Origin of the sequence: Thiomonas sp. FB-6 (genome assembly GCF_000377645.1) — a bacterium.
Classification (GTDB): domain Bacteria; phylum Pseudomonadota; class Gammaproteobacteria; order Burkholderiales; family Burkholderiaceae_C; genus Thiomonas_A.
Genome location: NZ_KB898480.1, coordinates 1 through 16,284 on the forward strand (window position 1 = coordinate 1; position 16,284 = coordinate 16,284).

The following is a 16,284-nucleotide window of genomic DNA, read 5'->3' on the forward strand; positions in this document are numbered from 1 at the left end:
CCTCGCTCATCGCCGCCGTCGTGATCACGGCCTCAAGCCGGGCGCCCGCAGTCCAGGCCCGCCCTCGGGCGGGCCTGGACTGCGCATCCTCGCGCCACCGCTCCAGCGTCCCCGCTCCAATGCCCACTTCCCGCGCCACCACGTCCAGCTCCGCGCTCTCCGGCGGCAGCAACCGCGCCACCGCTCTGTCCTTGAATGCTTGTCCGTATCGAGCCACGTTCGTCCTTCATCTCCGCCCCCAGGGTTGATCTATGAAGGCGACATCTATTCTGACGCAGGGGGGTACTTTGCCAAGCAGTCCGGGTGAGGTATGCGTTCATCAAGGCGCAGGAGCAGGCGCATTCGGTTCGGACGCTGTGCAGGATGATGCTGGTGCACCCCAGCGGCTACTACGCATGGCGCAGCGAGCGTCGCAGCGCCCGTGCCGTCGAGGATCGGCGTCTGCTGGGGCGCATCAAGCAGTCCTGGCTGGAGAGCGGCGGCGTGTACGGGTATCGCAAGGTCCACGACGACATGCGCGAGCTCGGCGAGCGCTGCGGCCATAGCCGGGTTGCACGCCTGATGCGTGCCGAAGGAAAGCCGGCCCGTCAGGCGGCCGCCAAGGGCCGATATCCCACACAAAACGCAGGGAAATGGCGGCGAAGTAATCGCGGCGCATGCGAATCACTAGCATTCACGGCTTCACTTCCCCACGACCCCGGAGACTCGAACCATGGCCCAGATCACCCTGCGCGGCAACCCCGTCGAAGTGCGCGGCTCGCTGCCCAAGCGCGGCGACAAGGCGCCGGCGATGCGCCTGACCGACAAGAGCCTGGCCGAGGTGGGGCTGGACGCCTGGGCCGGCAAGCGCAAGGTGCTCAACATCGTGCCCTCGCTGGACACGCCGACCTGCGCGCAGTCCACCCGGCATTTCAACCAGGACGCCTCGGCGCTGGACAACACCGTGGTGCTGGTGGTCTCCGCGGACCTGCCCTTCGGCGCCAGCCGTTTCTGCACCGTCGAGGGCCTGGGCAACGTGCTGACCCTGTCGACCTTCCGCAACCCGGAGTTCCTCGACGCCTGGGGCGTGAACATGGTCAGCGGCCCGCTGCGCGGCCTGACGGCGCGCGCCGTGGTGGTGCTGGACGAGAAGGACCAGGTGCTGCACAGCGAACTGGTGCCGGAGATCGCGCAGGAACCCGACTACGCCGCCGCGCTGGCCGCATTGCGCTGAACCGGGGCGTGAGCGCGCGCGCAGGCGCGCTCACGCTACAGTGACGGCTGATTCCAGCCTTCATCAGCCTTCACGCGTCCATGTCCAGCCTGATCTGCGGTTCGCTCGCCTTCGACACCATCGCCCTGTTCGAGGGTCGCTTCGCCGAGCACATCCTGCCCGACAAGGTGCACGTGCTCAACGTGGCCTTCCTGGTGCCCGAACTGCGGCGCGACTTCGGCGGCTGTGCCGGCAACATCGCCTACACCCTGCGCCTGCTGGGCGGGGAGCCGGTGGTGCTGGCCACGCTGGGCGAGGACGGCGGCACCTACGAGCAGCGTCTGGAAAGCCTGGGCATCGGCCGCGGCCACGTGCGCGTGGTGCCCAACACCCACACCGCGCAGGCGCACATCGTCACCGACCGCGACGACAACCAGATCACCTCCTTCCACCCGGGGGCGATGCAGTTCGCGCACGGCCAGCCGGTGCCCGCGCTGCCCGGCCTGCGCCTGGGCATCGTGGCTCCCGACGGGCGCCAGGCCATGGTCGAGCACGCCGCGCAGATGGCCGCGGCCGGCCTGCCCTTCGTGTTCGACCCGGGCCAGGGCCTGCCGATGTTCGACGGCGCCGCGCTGCGCGAATTCCTCGGCCAGGCCGCCTGGGCGGTGGTCAACGACTACGAGGCGGCGATGCTGGCCGAGCGCACCGGCTGGAGCCTGGAGCAGATCGCCGCGCAGCTGCGCGGCCTGGTGGTCACGCGCGGCGCCCAGGGCTGCGACGTGTTCGAGGCGGGGGCCTGCACCCGCGTGCCGGGCCTGGCCGCGCAGCGCGTGGTCGACCCCACCGGCTGCGGCGACGCCTTCCGCGGCGCGCTTCTGTGGGCCCTGGAGGCCGGCTGGGCGCTGGCCGACGCCTGCCGCCTGGGCAACGTGCTGGGCGCCTGCAAGGTGGCTTGCAGCGGCCCGCAGAACCATCGCACCGATCTGGAACAGGCCCTGCGGGATTTCCGCGCGGCCTACGGCGAGCCGCCGGCGGCGCGCCTGGCCGCCTGAGCCCCCGCGGGACGGGCTCGCCGGGCAGGAAAACCCTGATCGGCGTAAAGTGGTTACTTTGCGCCGCCCGCGGCGCAAAGCTTCCCGAATCTCCCTTCCGCCCGTCCCCAGCATGTCCTCGTCCGACGCCGCCGCCGGCGCCTCGCAACGCACGCATTTCCCCGTGCTCGGCGCCATCAGCCTGTCCCACCTGCTCAACGACATGATGCAGTCGTTGATGCTGGCCATCTACCCGCTGCTCAAGGGCAACCTGCACCTGAGCTTCGCCCAGATCGGCCTGATCACCCTGACCTACCAGATCACGGCCTCGATCCTGCAGCCGCTGGTGGGCCTGTTCGCCGACCGCAAGCCGCGCCCGTATTCCCTTTCAGTAGGAATGGGCTTTACCTTCGTAGGGCTGCTGCTGCTGTCGCGCGCCGACAGTTTCCCGCACGTGCTCATGGCCGCGGCCTGCGTGGGCATGGGCTCGTCGATCTTCCACCCCGAATCCTCGCGCGTGGCGCGCATGGCCTCGGGCGGACAGCACGGCCTGGCGCAGTCGATCTTCCAGGTCGGCGGCAACGCCGGCAGCGCGCTGGGGCCGCTGCTGGCCGCGGCGATCATCGTCAGCCACGGTCAGCGTTCCATCGCCTGGTTCTCGGCCGCCGCGCTGCTGGGCATGGTGGTTCTGGCGCTGGTGGGCCGCTGGGCGCGGCATCACCTGAGCCTGGTGCGCAAGCGCGCCGCGGCGAAACCGGTGCAGGCGCCCGAGCCGGCCGTGGTGCGGCGGACCATGGCGGTCCTGCTGGCCCTGGTGTTCTCGAAGTTCTTCTACCTCGCCTCGATCAACACCTACCTGATCTTTTTCCTGCAAAAGCGCTTCGACGTCAGCGTGCGCGACGCGCAGCTGCACCTGTTCGTGTTCCTGGCCGCGGTGGCCGCGGGCACGCTGCTGGGCGGGCCCATCGGCGACCGCATCGGTCGCAAGCGGGTGATCTGGGTGTCCATCCTCGGCGTGGCGCCCTTCACCCTGGCGCTGCCCTACGTGGGCCTGGGCACCTCGGCGGTGCTGACCGCGATCATCGGCTTCGTGCTGGCCTCGGCCTTCCCCGCCATGGTGGTCTACGCGCAGGAGCTGATGCCCGGGCGCGTGGGCGCGGTCTCGGGGCTGTTCTTCGGCCTGGCCTTCGGGCTCGGCGGCATCGGCGCCGCGGCGCTGGGCCAGCTGGCCGACCTGATCGGCATCGTCGGCGTCTACAAGGTCTGCTCCTTCCTGCCCCTGATCGGCCTGCTGGCCGCGCTGCTGCCGGACCTGCACCAGGCCAAGGCGAGCCCGCGCGGCGCCGCGGCGGCGGGGGCTGGAGCGGCCTGAGACCGACCCGCACCGAGCCGCTGCGCCCTTTGCGCGGCAGCGCGGCCGCGGCAGCTCCGTGCAGCGGCCCAGTGCGGCAGCTCAGTGCAGCAACTGCACGCTGCCGCTGACACTGACACTGAGCTCGCGCCGGCCCGGCTCCACCGCCAGGCCCGGCTGCGCGGCGCGCGCCGCCAGCCCCTGCTGCAGCATCATCGGGCGCGGCTGCGGCTCGGCCCCCTGCAGGTCGCCGAGCTGCACTTCGCGCAGCGTGTAGCCGGCATAGCCGAAGTCGCGCGCGGCGGCCTGAGCGCGCGCGCGAAACGCGGCGATGGCACGCGCGCCCAGGCCGTCGAGTTCGCGCTGGCGCTGCGCGGCGGACATCTCGCCGCGCACCGAGCGCAGTTGCAGGGTCTTGCCCAGCTCGCCCAGCAGCGCGCCGAGCTGCTTCGGATCGGCCGCGCGCAGGGTCAGCACCGCACTGACGGTCCAGCCGTCCTGGCGCGTGGCGCCGCCGGTTTCGCGATACCGGGGCTGGGTGGAAACCTCGCCGGTGCTGGCCTGCACGCCCCGCACCGCCTGCGCGCTGCGTAGCGCGGCGTCCAGAGCCTGCGCCACCTCGGCGTTCAGCGCGGCCAGATCGTCGCCCTGCGCCACCGCGGCCAGGCTGGCCACGCTGCGGTCGGGCACCACCTCGGCGCTGGCCTGCGCCTGCAACTGCAACACGCCCGAAGGCTGGGGCTGGTCGGCCCAGGCCGGGCCGGCCAGGGCGCCGAGCGCCATCGCGCAGCAGGCGGCGCCTCGGCGCAGGACGGAGGGAACGGCGGGCGGGCGCAGGGGCATCGTGAGACTCCTCGGATCGGGAAGGGGCTGGAACAGCGGGGCACCAAGCATCGCGCACAACCCTACGCCTTGGCGCGGCCGGGCTTCAAGCCTTCACCCAGACTCCGTGGGGTCGTCGGCTCGGGCCCGGCACAGCTTAAGCCCCCCCTAAGCCCCGGGGAGCACCATGGCATCGTGTCGGATCGAATTCACCTGGATTGCACATCAGGAGCCACGCCCCCATGAAAAACACCAAACTCCTCGCCGCGATCGCGGCTTCCGCCGCCGTCGCTCTCGGCGGCCTCGCCGTCTGGCAGACCAGCTACGCCGGCAACCCGCCGCCGGTGAAGCTCAATCACCAGAGCCTGCCGCTGTTCAACAATCCGCCGGCGGCCTCGCCGCAGGCGGCACCGGTGGGCGGCCCCAACTTCTCCTCCATCGTCAAGCGCTTCGGCCCCACGGTGGTGCACATCAACGTGCGCGGCGAAACGACCACCACCGGCGGCGCGGACATGTCGCAGGTGCCGCCGCAGCTGCGCAACTCGCCCTTCTTCCAGTTCTTCCAGCAGTTCCAGAACCAGAGCCCGCATGAAGTGCCGACCGAAGGGCTGGGCTCGGGCTTCATCATCAGCTCCGATGGCCTGGTGCTGACCAACGCCCACGTGGTCAAGGGCGCCAAGTCGGTCACCGTCACGCTGACCGACCAGCGCAGCTACAAGGCCAAGGTGCTGGGCACCGACGCCAAGACCGACATCGCGGTGCTGAAGATCGCCGCGACCGGACTGCCCACGGTGCGCATCGGCGATCCGTCCAAGCTGGAGCCGGGCGACTGGGTGCTGGCCATCGGCTCCCCCTACGGCTTCTACAACACCGTCACTGCCGGCATCGTCAGCGCCAAGAGCCGCGCGCTGCCGGATGACAGCATGGTGCCCTTCATCCAGACCGACGTCGCGGTGAACCCCGGCAACTCCGGCGGCCCGCTGTTCAACACCCAGGGCGACGTGGTGGGCATCAATTCGCAGATCTTCACCCAGACCGGCGCCTTCGAGGGCCTGTCCTTCGCCATTCCCATCAACGTGGCCGAGGCCGTGGCGCGCCAGATCATCGAGCACGGCCAGGTGCAGCACGGCAAGCTGGGCATCGCGGTGCAGACGGTCACGCAGCAGCTGGCCAACTCCTTCGGACTGCAGAATCCGCGCGGCGCGCTGGTGGCGCAGGTCACCGACGGAAGCCCGGCGGCCAAGGCCGGGCTGAAGGCGGGCGACATCATCCTCAGCGTCGACGGGCAGCCGGTGAACGATTCCACCGACCTGCCGATGATGATCGGGATGATGCAGCCCGGGCAGAAGGTCAAGCTGGGCGTATGGAGCAACCACCGCCAGTCCACGCTGGAAGCCACGCTGGGCAGCTTCAGCGACGGCACCCTGGTGGCCGACGCCGGCAGCACCGCCAGCGGCCACGGCCTGGGCCTGCAGGTGCGCCCGCTGAACACCGCGGAACAGGCGCAGGCGCAGGTGCACAACGGACTGCTGGTGCAGGGCGTCTCCGGCCCCGCCGAGCAGGCCGGAGTGCAGCCCGGCGACATCCTGCTGGCCATCGACGGCAAGCCGGTGAGCGACGTGGCGCAGGTGCGCTCGATCCTCAAGGGCGCCGGCAACACCGTGGCGCTGCTGATCCAGCGCGGCCACGCCCGCATCTTCGTGCCGGTGGACCTGGGTTGATCCAGGCCCCGCGGCGCATCCCCGCCTCGGCGGGATCCGAATTCCGGCCGGCGCCGCAGGCGCCGGCCGGGACCTCCTGACCGGGTGGCACCGGCCAGGCCTCAAGCGAGCGGCAAGCGATTGCGGCGGGGCGAGTCCCCGCCGCCTTTTTTCGGGGCGGCCGCGCACTACCATGGAGGCCTGCCACCGCCTCCCGGATGCCTCGCGTGCCCCTGCTCGAATTCGACCCCGCCACGCGCCGCATGCGCACCCAGCGCATGCTGCTGCGTCCGCTGGAAGCCACCGACGCGGCGGGGCTGCTGGGCATCTACAGCCAGCCCGAGGTGACGCGCTACTACGAGCTGGACACGCTGAGCGACCTGCTGCAGGCGCAGCGCGTGCTGGACTTTTTCCTCAAGCACCACGACCGCTTCGCCATGCTCGAGCCGGGCAGCCTGCGCATGTTCGGCACCTGCGGGCTGTTCTTCTGGGACAAGACCACCAACATGGCCTCCTTCGGCTATGACATGGCCAGCCAGTTCTGGGGCCGCGGCCTGATGCGCGAGGCCGCCGGCGCGGTGCTGGCCTACGGTTTCGCCACCATGGGGCTGAACCGGGTGAACGCGCTCACCGCGCTGGACAACCGGGCCTCGATCAAGGTACTCGAAGCGCTGGGCTTCGAGCAGGAGGCGGTGCTGCGCCAGTTCGCCTACTGGAAAGGCGCCTACCACGACATGCGCATGTTCGCGCTGCTGCGCGAGCAGCTCGGCGAAGGCCCGATCGCGCAGGCGATGGCTGCGTTCTGAATCCCCTCGGGGCGCAGCCCTGCCAGGCCCGCCCCCCGCGCTGCTTGCGCTACAGTGGCCGCATGGCGGCCGGCCCGGCACGCCCCCCCTTTTTCCATCCCCGCTTTTCCCCAACGAAATCCATGGCGCAATACGTTTTCACGATGAACCGCGTCGGCAAGGTCGTCCCGCCGAAGCGTCACATCCTGAAGGACATTTCCCTGTCCTTCTTCCCCGGAGCCAAGATCGGCGTGCTGGGCCTGAACGGCTCGGGCAAGTCCACGCTGCTCAAGATCATGGCCGGCGTGGACCTGGACTTCGAGGGCGAGGCGGTGCCGCTGGCCGGCACGCGCATCGGCTACCTGGCGCAGGAACCCCAGATCGACCCGGAGCTGACGGTGCGCGAGGCCGTCGAGCAGGGCCTGGGCGGCGTGCTGGCGGCCAAGAAACGCCTGGAGGAGGTGTACGCCGCCTACGCCGAGCCGGACGCCGATTTCGACAAGCTGGCCGAGGAGCAGGCACACCTGGAGGCGGTGATCGCCACCGGCGAAGGCGCGAACACCGACCTGCAGCTGGAGATCGCCGCCGACGCCTTGCGCCTGCCGCCTTGGGATGCGCGCATCGGCCCGCTGTCGGGCGGCGAGAAGCGCCGCGTGGCGCTGTGCCGGCTGCTGCTGTCCAAGCCCGACATGCTCTTGCTCGACGAGCCCACCAACCACCTCGACGCGGAGAGCGTCGAATGGCTGGAGCAGTTCCTGCAGCGCTTTCCCGGCACCGTGGTGGCGGTCACCCACGACCGCTACTTCCTGGACAACGCCGCGCAGTGGATCCTCGAACTCGACCGCGGGCACGGCCTGCCCTTCAAGGGCAACTACAGCTCCTGGCTGGAGCAGAAGGAACAGCGCCTGGAGCACGAGGCGCGCGCCGAGGCCGCGCACCTGAAGACCATGAAGCAGGAGCTCGAATGGGTGCGCCAGAACCCCAAGGGGCGCCAGGCCAAGAGCAAGGCACGCATGGCGCGCTTCGAGGAACTGGCCGCGGTCGAATACCAGAAGCGCAACGAGACCAACGAGATCTTCATCCCGGTGGCCGAACGCCTGGGCAACGAGGTCATCGAGCTGCGCTCGGTGAGCAAGGCCCACGGCGAGCGCCTGCTGATCGACAACCTGAGCCTGCAGATCCCGGCGGGCGCGATCGTCGGCGTGATCGGCCCCAACGGGGCCGGCAAGTCCACGCTGTTCCGCATGATCGCGGGCCAGGACCAGCCGGACTCGGGGGAGATCGTCGTCGGCCCCACCGTGCGCATGGTCTACGAGGACCAGAGCCGCGGCTCGCTGCCCGATGACAAGACGGTGTGGGAGGCCCTGTCCGACGGGCAGGACATTCTCACCGTGGGCAAGTTCCAGGTGGCCTCGCGCGCCTATTGCGGGCGCTTCAACTTCAAGGGCTCGGACCAGCAGAAGATCGTCGGCCAGCTCTCGGGCGGCGAGCGCGGGCGCCTGCACCTGGCCAAGACCCTGGTGTCGGGGGGCAACGTGCTGATGCTGGACGAACCGTCCAACGACCTGGACGTGGAAACCCTGCGCGCGCTCGAGGATGCGCTGCTGGAGTTCGCCGGCAGCGTGCTGGTGAGCAGCCACGACCGCTGGTTCCTCGACCGCATCGCCACGCACATCCTGGCGGCCGAGGGCGATTCGCAATGGACCTTCTTCTCCGGCAACTACCAGGAATACGAGGCCGACAAGAAGCGCCGCCTGGGCGACGAGGGCGCGCGCCCGAAGCGCCTGCGCTTCAAGCCCTTGCGCTGAAGGCGTGAGCGCATCGGCCATGCACCCGGCGGCCACCCCCGAGGCGCCGCAGGGCGACTGGATCGTCGCCTGCCTGTGCGCGCAGTGGTGCGGCATCTGCCGCGGCTGGCACGAGGCTTTCCGCGAGCTGGCGCGCGAATCGGCCGCGCTGCTGCCGGGCGCGCGCTGGCTGTGGGTGGATGTGGAATCCCAGGCCGACGCGCTGGGCGACTTCGAGCCGGAGAACTTTCCCGTGCTGGCGGTGCAACAGGGCGCGCGCCTGCTGTACTGCGCCGCGCTGCCTCAGCAGGCCGGCAACTGGCGCCGCATGGTGCAGTCCCTGGGCGCGCTCGACGAGCCGCAGGCCCGGCGCTGGGCGGAGCCATTGCGGGACCTGGGCCTGGACCTGCGCCGCCTGCGCGACGAGGCGCAGCAGGCCTGAGGCGCTTCGCAACTAAGGCGGCGCGCGCCTGGCTCGCTCGCCGAACAGCGCGCTGCCCACGCGCACGATGGTGGCGCCCTCGAGCACCGCGGCTTCGAGGTCGGCGCTCATGCCCATGGACAGCGTGTCCAGCGCCAGCCCCTGCCGCGCGACCAGTTGGTCGCGCAGCTCGCGCAGGCGTGCGAAGGGCGCGCGCTGCGCCGCCGGGTCGGTCTCGGGCGCCGGGATGCCCATGAGCCCGCGCAGGCGCAAGCCGGGCAGGCGCGCGACCTCGCGGGCCAGTTCCGGCAGTTGCTCCGGGTGCACGCCGCTCTTGCTCGCCTCGCCGCTCACGTTGACCTGCAGGCACAACTGCAGCGGCCCCGGCAGGCCACCCTCGCCGGGCGGCGGGCGCTGCGCCGACAGGCGCTGCGCCACCGACAGCCGGTCGACGCTGTGCACCCAGTCGAAGCCGGCAGCGACCTCGCGGGTCTTGTTGCTCTGCAGGGGGCCGATGAAATGCCAGCACAGCGCGGGCCACTGCTGGCGCAGCGCGGCGATTTTCGCCACCCCTTCCTGCACGTAGTTCTCGCCGAATTCGGCCTGGCCGCAGCGCGCCATCGCGGCCACCGCCTCGGCGCCGAAGGTCTTGGACACCGCCAGCAGTCGCACCTCGGCGGCGTCGCGCCCGGCCGCTTGCGCGGCTCGCTCGATGCGCAGGCGCACCTGCCGCAGCCGCTCGGCGGGGCCGCCGGCCATGTCGTCGGGATCTGGAATCACGGACAGAATCTGCGAAAACCCGGTCGGGCCGCCGAGGGCGACGCCGGCCGAGACGTATGGACGAAACAACAAGGCTCAGGCATGCTTGTCCCAAAAAGCGGCGGCCCGACGCCCTGCCCGTACTATAGAGTGTGTTTCGGCTCGCCAGAATATCAGGGGGATTGCAGTGGATATCACGCAATTGTTGGCGTTCAGCGTGAAGAACAACGCTTCGGATCTTCACCTGTCGGCCGGACTTCCGCCGATGATCCGGGTGCACGGAGATGTGCGCCGGATCAACGTCGAGCCGCTGGACCACAAGATGGTGCATGCGATGGTCTACGACATCATGAGCGATGTCCAGCGCAAGCACTACGAGGAATATTTCGAAGTCGACTTCTCCTTCGAGATCAACGGCCTGGCGCGCTTCCGGGTCAACGCCTTCAACCAGCAGCGCGGCGCCAGCGCGGTATTCCGCACCATCCCGAGCAAGATTCTCTCGCTCGACGACCTCAACGCCCCGAAGATCTTCGGGGAGCTCGCGCTCAAGCCGCGCGGCCTGGTACTCGTGACCGGCCCCACCGGCTCGGGCAAGTCGACCACCCTGGCGGCGATGGTCAACCACCTGAACGAAAACGAATACGGCCACATCCTCACCATCGAGGATCCGATCGAATTCGTGCACGAATCCAAGAAGTGCCTGATCAACCAGCGGGAGGTCGGGCCGCATACCCTGAGTTTCTCCAATGCCCTGCGTTCGGCGCTGCGCGAGGACCCGGATTCCATCCTGGTGGGCGAGATGCGCGACCTAGAGACCATCCGCCTGGCGCTGACGGCCTCCGAGACCGGCCACCTGGTGTTCGCCACGCTGCACACCTCGTCGGCGCCCAAGACCATCGACCGCATCATCGACGTGTTCCCCGCCGCGGAGAAGGACATGGTGCGGGCCATGCTGTCGGAGGCCCTGATCGCCGTGGTCTCGCAGACCCTGTGCAAGCTCAAGGACGGCAGCGGGCGCGTGGCGGCGCACGAGATCATGATCGGCACCCCGGCGATCCGCAACCTGATCCGCGAGAACAAGGTCGCGCAGATGTACTCGATGATCCAGACGAGCCAGGCCCACGGCATGCAGACCCTGGACCAGAACCTGTCCGATCTGGTGCGCCGCAGCCTGATCTCCCCGGCCGAGGCGCGCAGCAAGGCCAAGCAACCGGAGAATTTCCCCGGCGGCTGACCCCCGCGCCCCGCCGGGCCGCGCCGCGGCCTTCCCGCCACCGATGCTTCCATCGACACCATCGGATGCCATGAAAAGAGTCCTGGATTTCCTGCGCAACGGACGCCCCGGAAACGATGCCGAGGCCGAGCGCGAGGGCTTTCCCGAATCCCAGTTCTTCTCCACCGGCTTCCACGACGCCTCAGCCAGCCCGGGCGGCCTGCTCGAATGGGGTGAGCGCGCGCGTGCGCTGGGCGCGCGGCGCCTTCCACACGAGCCGGGCGCGCGGCGCCTGCGCGAACTGTGGACCCAGGACCGCTTCATGGCCGGGCTGTCGGGTGCCGAGCTGGAAAAGTGCGCCCGGCACTTCCAGTTCTGGGCAGTGGACGCGGACCGCGACATCATCGAGCAGAACGAACACGGAAGCTTCATGCTCATCGTGCTGCACGGCGTGATCGCCGTGGACCGCCAGCAGCCCTGGGGCGAGCGCGTACGCCTGACCGAGTCGCGCGCCGGCAGCGTGCTGGGCGAGATGTCGCTGCTCGACGCCGGCCCGCGCGCTTCCTACTGCACCACGCTGCGCCCCTCGGAGATCGCGGTGCTGGAGGCGCGCATGCTCGACGAGCTCATCGAGCGCGATCCGGCCTCCGCGGTGCGTATCGTCGGCTCGCTGGCGCGGCGCCTGTCGCTGCGCCTGCGCAAGCTCGGTGCCCCCACGGTGGGCACTTCCGCGTGAACCGCAACCGGGGAATTCGTCCATGGAACGCGACCAGGCCTCCCGATTCGTCCAGGACCTGCTGCGCAGCCTGGTGCAGCGCGGCGGCTCGGACCTTTTCCTGACCGCCGACTTCCCGCCGGCGATGAAAATCGACGGCGAGGTGCACCGCGTGTCGGCGCAGTCGCTGAGCGCGCAGCACACGCAGGCGCTGGCGCGTGCGCTGATGAGTGAACGCCAGGCGGCCGAGTTCGAGCGCAGCAAGGAATGCAATTTCGCCATCGCCCCTCCGGGCCTCGGGCGCTTCCGGGTCAACGCCTTCGTGCAGCAGGGGCGCATCGGCCTGGTGCTGCGGGTGATTCCGCAGGAGCTTCCGAGCATCGAGGCGCTGGGCCTGCCGCGCGTGCTGCAGGATCTGGCCATGAGCAAGCGCGGCCTGATGGTGCTGGTGGGGGCCACGGGCAGCGGCAAGAGCACTTCCATGGCGGCGCTGCTGGACTGGCGCAACGAGCACAGCCGCGGGCACATCGTGACCATCGAGGACCCGATCGAGTTCGTGCACGCGCACAAGAACTGCATCGTCACCCAGCGCGAGGTCGGACTGGACACCGAGAGCTGGGAAGCGGCGCTGAAGAACAGCATGCGCCAGGCGCCCGACGTGATCCTGATGGGCGAGATCCGCGACCGCGAGAGCATGGACCACGCGGTGGCCTTCGCCGAGACCGGGCACCTGGTGCTGGCCACGCTGCATGCGAACAGCGCCAACCAGGCGCTGGACCGCATGATCAACTTCTTCCCCGAGGAGCGCCGCGCGCAGCTGCTGATGGACCTGTCGCTGAACCTGCGCGCGATGGTCTCGCAGCGCCTGGTGCCGCGCCAGGACGGGCGCGGGCGCGTGGCGGCGGTGGAAGTGATGATCAACTCCCCGCTGATCGCCGATCACATCTTCAAGGGCGAGGTCGGCGAGATCAAGGAGGTCATGCGGCGCTCGCGCGAGCTGGGCATGCAGACCTTCGACCAGGCGCTGTTCGACCTGCACGAACAGGGCACCATCAGCTACGAGGATGCCCTGCGCAACGCCGATTCGGTCAACGACCTGCGCCTGCGCATCAAGCTCGACAGCCAGCGCGAGCAGGCCGACCCCGCCAGCGGGACCGAGTACCTGGCCATCGTCTGAACCAGCCGGCGGCTCAGCGCGCGCCGAAGAACCAGTAGCACACGGCGATCGAAGCCAGCACCCCGGCCAGGTCGGCCAGCAGCGCGCAGCCCACCGCGTGGCGCACGCGCCGTATGCCCACCGCCCCGAAATACACCGCCAGCACGTAGAAGGTGGTCTCGGTGCTGCCCTGCATGGTGGCGGCGGTCAGCGCCGGGAAGCTGTCGACCCCGTCGTGGCGCATGGTCTCGATCAGCATGGCGCGCGCCGCGCTGCCGGAGAAGGGCTTGACCAGCGCGGTCGGCAGCGCGTCGACGAAGCGCGTGTCCAGCCCCGCGTGCTGCACCGCCCAGCGCACGGCCTGCAGCGCCATGTCCAGCGCGCCGGACGCGCGCAGCACGCCCACCGCGCACAGCATGGCCACCAGGTAGGGCAGCAGATCGCGCGCCACCTCGAAGCCCTGGCGCGCGCCGTCGATGAAGGCTTCGTACACGGGCACGCGGCGCCAGGCGCCCGCCAGCAGGAAGGCCACGATCACTCCGAAGAGCATGAGGTTGCCGGCCAGGTCGGACACGCGCGCCAGCGCCGCCGCCGACAGCGAGGCCAGGCCGGCCAGCGCCGCCGCGTACAGCAGCAATCCCGCGGCCATCCAGCCCAGCGCGCGCGCATCGCGCAGCGGCAGGCGCTGCACCAGCGCCACGCTCAGCAGGCCCACCAGCGTGGATGCGCTGGTGGCCAGCAGGATGGGCAGGAACACCAGCGTCGGGTCGCTGGCGCCCTGCTGCGCGCGGTACATGAAGATACTCACCGGCAGCAGGGTCAGCGAGGAGGCGTTGAGCACCAGGAACAGAATCTGCGCGTTGCTCGCGGTATCGGCGCTGGGGTTGAGGCTCTGCAGCTCGCGCATGGCCTTCAAGCCGATGGGCGTGGCGGCATTGTCCAGCCCGAGCATGTTGGCGGCCATGTTCAGGGTGATCAGGCCCAGCGCAGGATGGCCGCGCGGCACCTCGGGCATCAGGCGCGCGAACAGCGGGGCGAGCAGCCGCGCCATGCCCTGCACCAGCTGCGCGCGCTCGGCGATGGCCAGCAGGCCCAGCCACAGCGTGAGGGTGCCGAACAGCAGCACCATCACGTCCACCGAAAGCCGCGCCATCGCGAACAGGCTGGCCACGATGGCGGCGAACACCCCGACGTCCCCGCCGATCAGCCAGCGCCCCGCGGCCGCCGCCGCTGCGACCAGGAACAGGCCGAGCCACAGGCGGTTGAGCATGCTGCCGGCGCGGGCGCTTCAGCGTTCGTGCTTGCGCCGCGGTGCGGCGGCCTTGGCGCGCGGCGCGGCGCTGCGCGCGGGCGGCCGGGAAGCTCCCGCGCGGGGCGAATCCTTGTACGACGCGGATTCCTTGCGCGACGGGCGCGGCTCCGCGGCGGCGCTCTCCTCGGCCGGCGCCAGTTGCAGCGGCCGCCCCAGCACGCGCAGGCGTTGCAGCATGCGCAGCACGTCGCGCGGCATGTCGGCCGGCAGTTCCACCAGGCTGTAGTCGCGGCGAATCGCGATGTTGCCGATGCGGCTGTTGTCCATGCCCGTCTCGTTGGCGATGGCGCCCACCAGGTTGCGCACTTCCACGCCGTGTTCGCGCCCGATCTCCACGCGGTAGGTCTGCAGCGCGCCCGCCGGCGCACGCCGGCGCCGCGGCCCCTCGCCGTCGCCCTCATCCTGCGCCGCGCGCGAATGCTCGAAGTCCGCCAGCGCCTGCGCGGCCAGTTGCTCCAGGCTGCGCGGCGTGCCGGCCGGCGCGGGCCGGGCCGGGCGCGGCGCGGGCTCCTCGCCAGCAGCGCGGGTCTCGCGCACGGCGCGGCTTTCGTAGGGCTCGCGCATCGCGCGAGGGCGCGCGGCGGCCTCCTCGGCCCCCAGCAGCAGCGGCTTGCCGCCCTGCACCATGCTGGCCAGCGCGGCGGCGATCTCCACCGCCGGCACGTTGTGCTCGCGCTCGTAGCGCTCCACCAGGGCCAGGTAGGGGCGCAGCGCCTCGTCCTGCTCGCGCGTCTCGCTGATGCGCTCGAAAAAGCGCGCGGTGCGGCGGTCGTTCACCGCCTCCACGCTGGGCAGTTGCATCGGCTCGATGCGCTGGCGCGTGGCGCGTTCGATGGACTGCAGCAGGTAGCGCTCGCGCGGCGTGACGAACAGGATGGCCTGGCCGCTTCGCCCGGCACGCCCGGTGCGCCCGATGCGGTGCACGTAGGACTCGGTGTCGGTGGGAATGTCGTAGTTCACCACGTGGCTGATGCGATCGACGTCCAGGCCCCGCGCGGCCACGTCGGTGGCGACCAGGATGTCCACCTGCCCGTCCTTCAGCCGCTGCACCGTGCGCTCGCGCTGCGCCTGCTGGATGTCGCCGTTCAGCGCGGCGGTGGCGAAGCCGCGGGCCGCCAGCTTTTCCGCCAGTTCCTCGGTGGCCACCTTGGTGCGCGCGAACACGATCATGGCCTCGAAGGTCTCGACCTCGAGGATGCGGGTCAGCGCGTCGAGCTTGTGCATGCCGCTGACCATCCAGTAGCGCTGCTGCACGCCCGAGGCGGTACGCGTGCGCGCCTTGATGGTGATCTGCGCCGGCTCGCGCAGGTGGCGCTGCGCGATGGCGCGGATGGCGCTGGGCATGGTGGCCGAGAACAGCGCAACCTGGCGCTGCGGCGGCGTGCTGGCGAGGATGCGCTCGACGTCGTCGATGAATCCCATGCGCAGCATCTCGTCGGCCTCGTCGAGCACCAGATGGCGCAGCGAATCGAGCTTGAGGGTGCCGCGATCGAGGTGGTCGATGATGCGCCCGGGCGTGCCCACGACCACCTGGGCGCCGCGGCGCAGCGCCGCCAGCTGCGGCGTGTAGCTCTGCCCGCCGTAGACCGGAAGCACGTGGAAGCCGGGCAGATGCGAGGCGTAGCGCGAGAAGGCCTCGGCCACCTGGATCGCCAGTTCGCGCGTGGGCGCCAGCACCAGCGCCTGGGTTTCGCGCCGCGCCGCGTCCACGCGCGCCAGGATGGGCAGCGCGAAGGCGGCGGTCTTGCCGGTTCCGGTCTGCGCCTGGCCCAGCACGTCGCGCCCCTCCAGCAAGGGCGGGATGGTTGCTGCCTGGATGGGCGAGGGGCTTTCGTAGCCCACGTCGCGCAGCGCGCGCAGCAAGGCCTCGGGAAGGCCGAGATCGGCGAAGCCGATGACGGGCTCGGAGGGCGGGCCGTCGGAGACGGGGGACTGGGATTCGACGTCGGACATGAGTGCGAGGCTGGGGCTTGGCCCGACATTGTGCGCCACGCGCACCGGCCATGGGATGCGCACGCGCGCGGCGGGCAAAAAAATGCC

The 16,284-nt window shown here is 70.4% G+C and carries 14 protein-coding genes and 2 pseudogenes; 11 read left to right on the top strand and 5 right to left on the bottom strand.

From position 1 onward, the window contains the following. Positions 1-217: pseudogene (locus D466_RS0109780) on the bottom strand (IS3 family transposase); the annotation flags it as partial. A gap of 59 nt (positions 218-276) precedes the next feature. Here D466_RS0109780 and D466_RS23310 point away from each other — a divergent pair. The 4 genes and pseudogenes from D466_RS23310 to D466_RS0109795 form a co-directional block, all read left to right on the top strand. After that, positions 277-576: pseudogene (locus D466_RS23310) on the top strand (IS3 family transposase); the annotation flags it as partial. A 136-nt stretch (positions 577-712) separates the two neighbouring features. Next, positions 713-1,213, top strand: a complete 501-nt coding sequence (gene tpx / locus D466_RS0109785) for a thiol peroxidase (RefSeq protein ID WP_018913539.1) — start codon at positions 713-715, stop codon at positions 1,211-1,213. A gap of 80 nt (positions 1,214-1,293) precedes the next feature. Then, positions 1,294-2,244: a carbohydrate kinase family protein gene (locus D466_RS0109790; RefSeq protein WP_018913540.1), complete on the top strand. Its 951-nt coding sequence runs from the start codon at positions 1,294-1,296 to the stop codon at positions 2,242-2,244. A 112-nt stretch (positions 2,245-2,356) separates the two neighbouring features. Further along, complete coding sequence (locus D466_RS0109795; RefSeq protein ID WP_018913541.1) at positions 2,357-3,595, top strand: MFS transporter; 1,239 nt, start codon at positions 2,357-2,359, stop codon at positions 3,593-3,595. Between the two features lie 81 nt (positions 3,596-3,676). On the opposite strand, the gene D466_RS21320 is transcribed toward D466_RS0109795, so the two are convergent. Beyond that, positions 3,677-4,417: an SIMPL domain-containing protein gene (locus tag D466_RS21320; RefSeq protein WP_018913542.1), complete on the bottom strand. Its 741-nt coding sequence runs from the start codon at positions 4,415-4,417 to the stop codon at positions 3,677-3,679. A 221-nt stretch (positions 4,418-4,638) separates the two neighbouring features. Between D466_RS21320 and D466_RS0109805 the strand changes: the two genes are divergently transcribed. The 4 genes from D466_RS0109805 (at position 4,639) to D466_RS0109820 (ending at position 9,110) form a co-directional block, all read left to right on the top strand. After that, positions 4,639-6,117: a Do family serine endopeptidase gene (locus D466_RS0109805; protein ID WP_018913543.1), complete on the top strand. Its 1,479-nt coding sequence runs from the start codon at positions 4,639-4,641 to the stop codon at positions 6,115-6,117. Between the two features lie 206 nt (positions 6,118-6,323). Further along, positions 6,324-6,902 carry a GNAT family N-acetyltransferase gene (locus tag D466_RS21325; protein ID WP_196803459.1) on the top strand — a complete coding sequence of 193 codons (579 nt, stop codon included), beginning with the start codon at positions 6,324-6,326 and terminating at the stop codon, positions 6,900-6,902. Between the two features lie 122 nt (positions 6,903-7,024). Next, entirely contained in the window at positions 7,025-8,689 is a 1,665-nt protein-coding gene (gene ettA / locus D466_RS0109815; RefSeq protein ID WP_018913545.1) for an energy-dependent translational throttle protein EttA, read from the top strand. 4 nt (positions 8,690-8,693) lie between these two features. Next, entirely contained in the window at positions 8,694-9,110 is a 417-nt protein-coding gene (locus D466_RS0109820; RefSeq protein ID WP_231385689.1) for a thioredoxin, read from the top strand. Between the two features lie 12 nt (positions 9,111-9,122). On the opposite strand, the gene D466_RS0109825 is transcribed toward D466_RS0109820, so the two are convergent. Then, positions 9,123-9,848, bottom strand: a complete 726-nt coding sequence (locus D466_RS0109825) for a YggS family pyridoxal phosphate-dependent enzyme (RefSeq protein ID WP_018913547.1) — start codon at positions 9,846-9,848, stop codon at positions 9,123-9,125. A 187-nt stretch (positions 9,849-10,035) separates the two neighbouring features. Here D466_RS0109825 and D466_RS0109830 point away from each other — a divergent pair, with 187 nt between their 5' ends. The 3 genes from D466_RS0109830 (at position 10,036) to D466_RS0109840 (ending at position 12,953) form a co-directional block, all read left to right on the top strand. Beyond that, positions 10,036-11,082 carry a type IV pilus twitching motility protein PilT gene (locus D466_RS0109830; protein ID WP_026285108.1) on the top strand — a complete coding sequence of 349 codons (1,047 nt, stop codon included), beginning with the start codon at positions 10,036-10,038 and terminating at the stop codon, positions 11,080-11,082. A gap of 70 nt (positions 11,083-11,152) precedes the next feature. Continuing rightward, positions 11,153-11,797, top strand: a complete 645-nt coding sequence (locus D466_RS0109835) for a cyclic nucleotide-binding domain-containing protein (RefSeq protein ID WP_018913549.1) — start codon at positions 11,153-11,155, stop codon at positions 11,795-11,797. 22 nt (positions 11,798-11,819) lie between these two features. Beyond that, positions 11,820-12,953 carry a PilT/PilU family type 4a pilus ATPase gene (locus D466_RS0109840; protein WP_018913550.1) on the top strand — a complete coding sequence of 378 codons (1,134 nt, stop codon included), beginning with the start codon at positions 11,820-11,822 and terminating at the stop codon, positions 12,951-12,953. Between the two features lie 13 nt (positions 12,954-12,966). Here D466_RS0109840 and D466_RS0109845 read toward each other — a convergent pair whose 3' ends face one another. Both D466_RS0109845 and D466_RS0109850 read right to left on the bottom strand, forming a co-directional pair. Next, the gene (locus D466_RS0109845) at positions 12,967-14,202 is read right to left on the bottom strand and encodes a nucleoside recognition domain-containing protein (protein WP_018913551.1); all 1,236 of its coding nucleotides are present in this window, start codon (positions 14,200-14,202) and stop codon (positions 12,967-12,969) included. A gap of 18 nt (positions 14,203-14,220) precedes the next feature. After that, on the bottom strand, positions 14,221-16,197 hold the full coding sequence (locus D466_RS0109850) for a DEAD/DEAH box helicase (RefSeq protein ID WP_018913552.1): 1,977 nt from the start codon (positions 16,195-16,197) through the stop codon (positions 14,221-14,223). Positions 16,198-16,284: the final 87 nt, after the last annotated feature.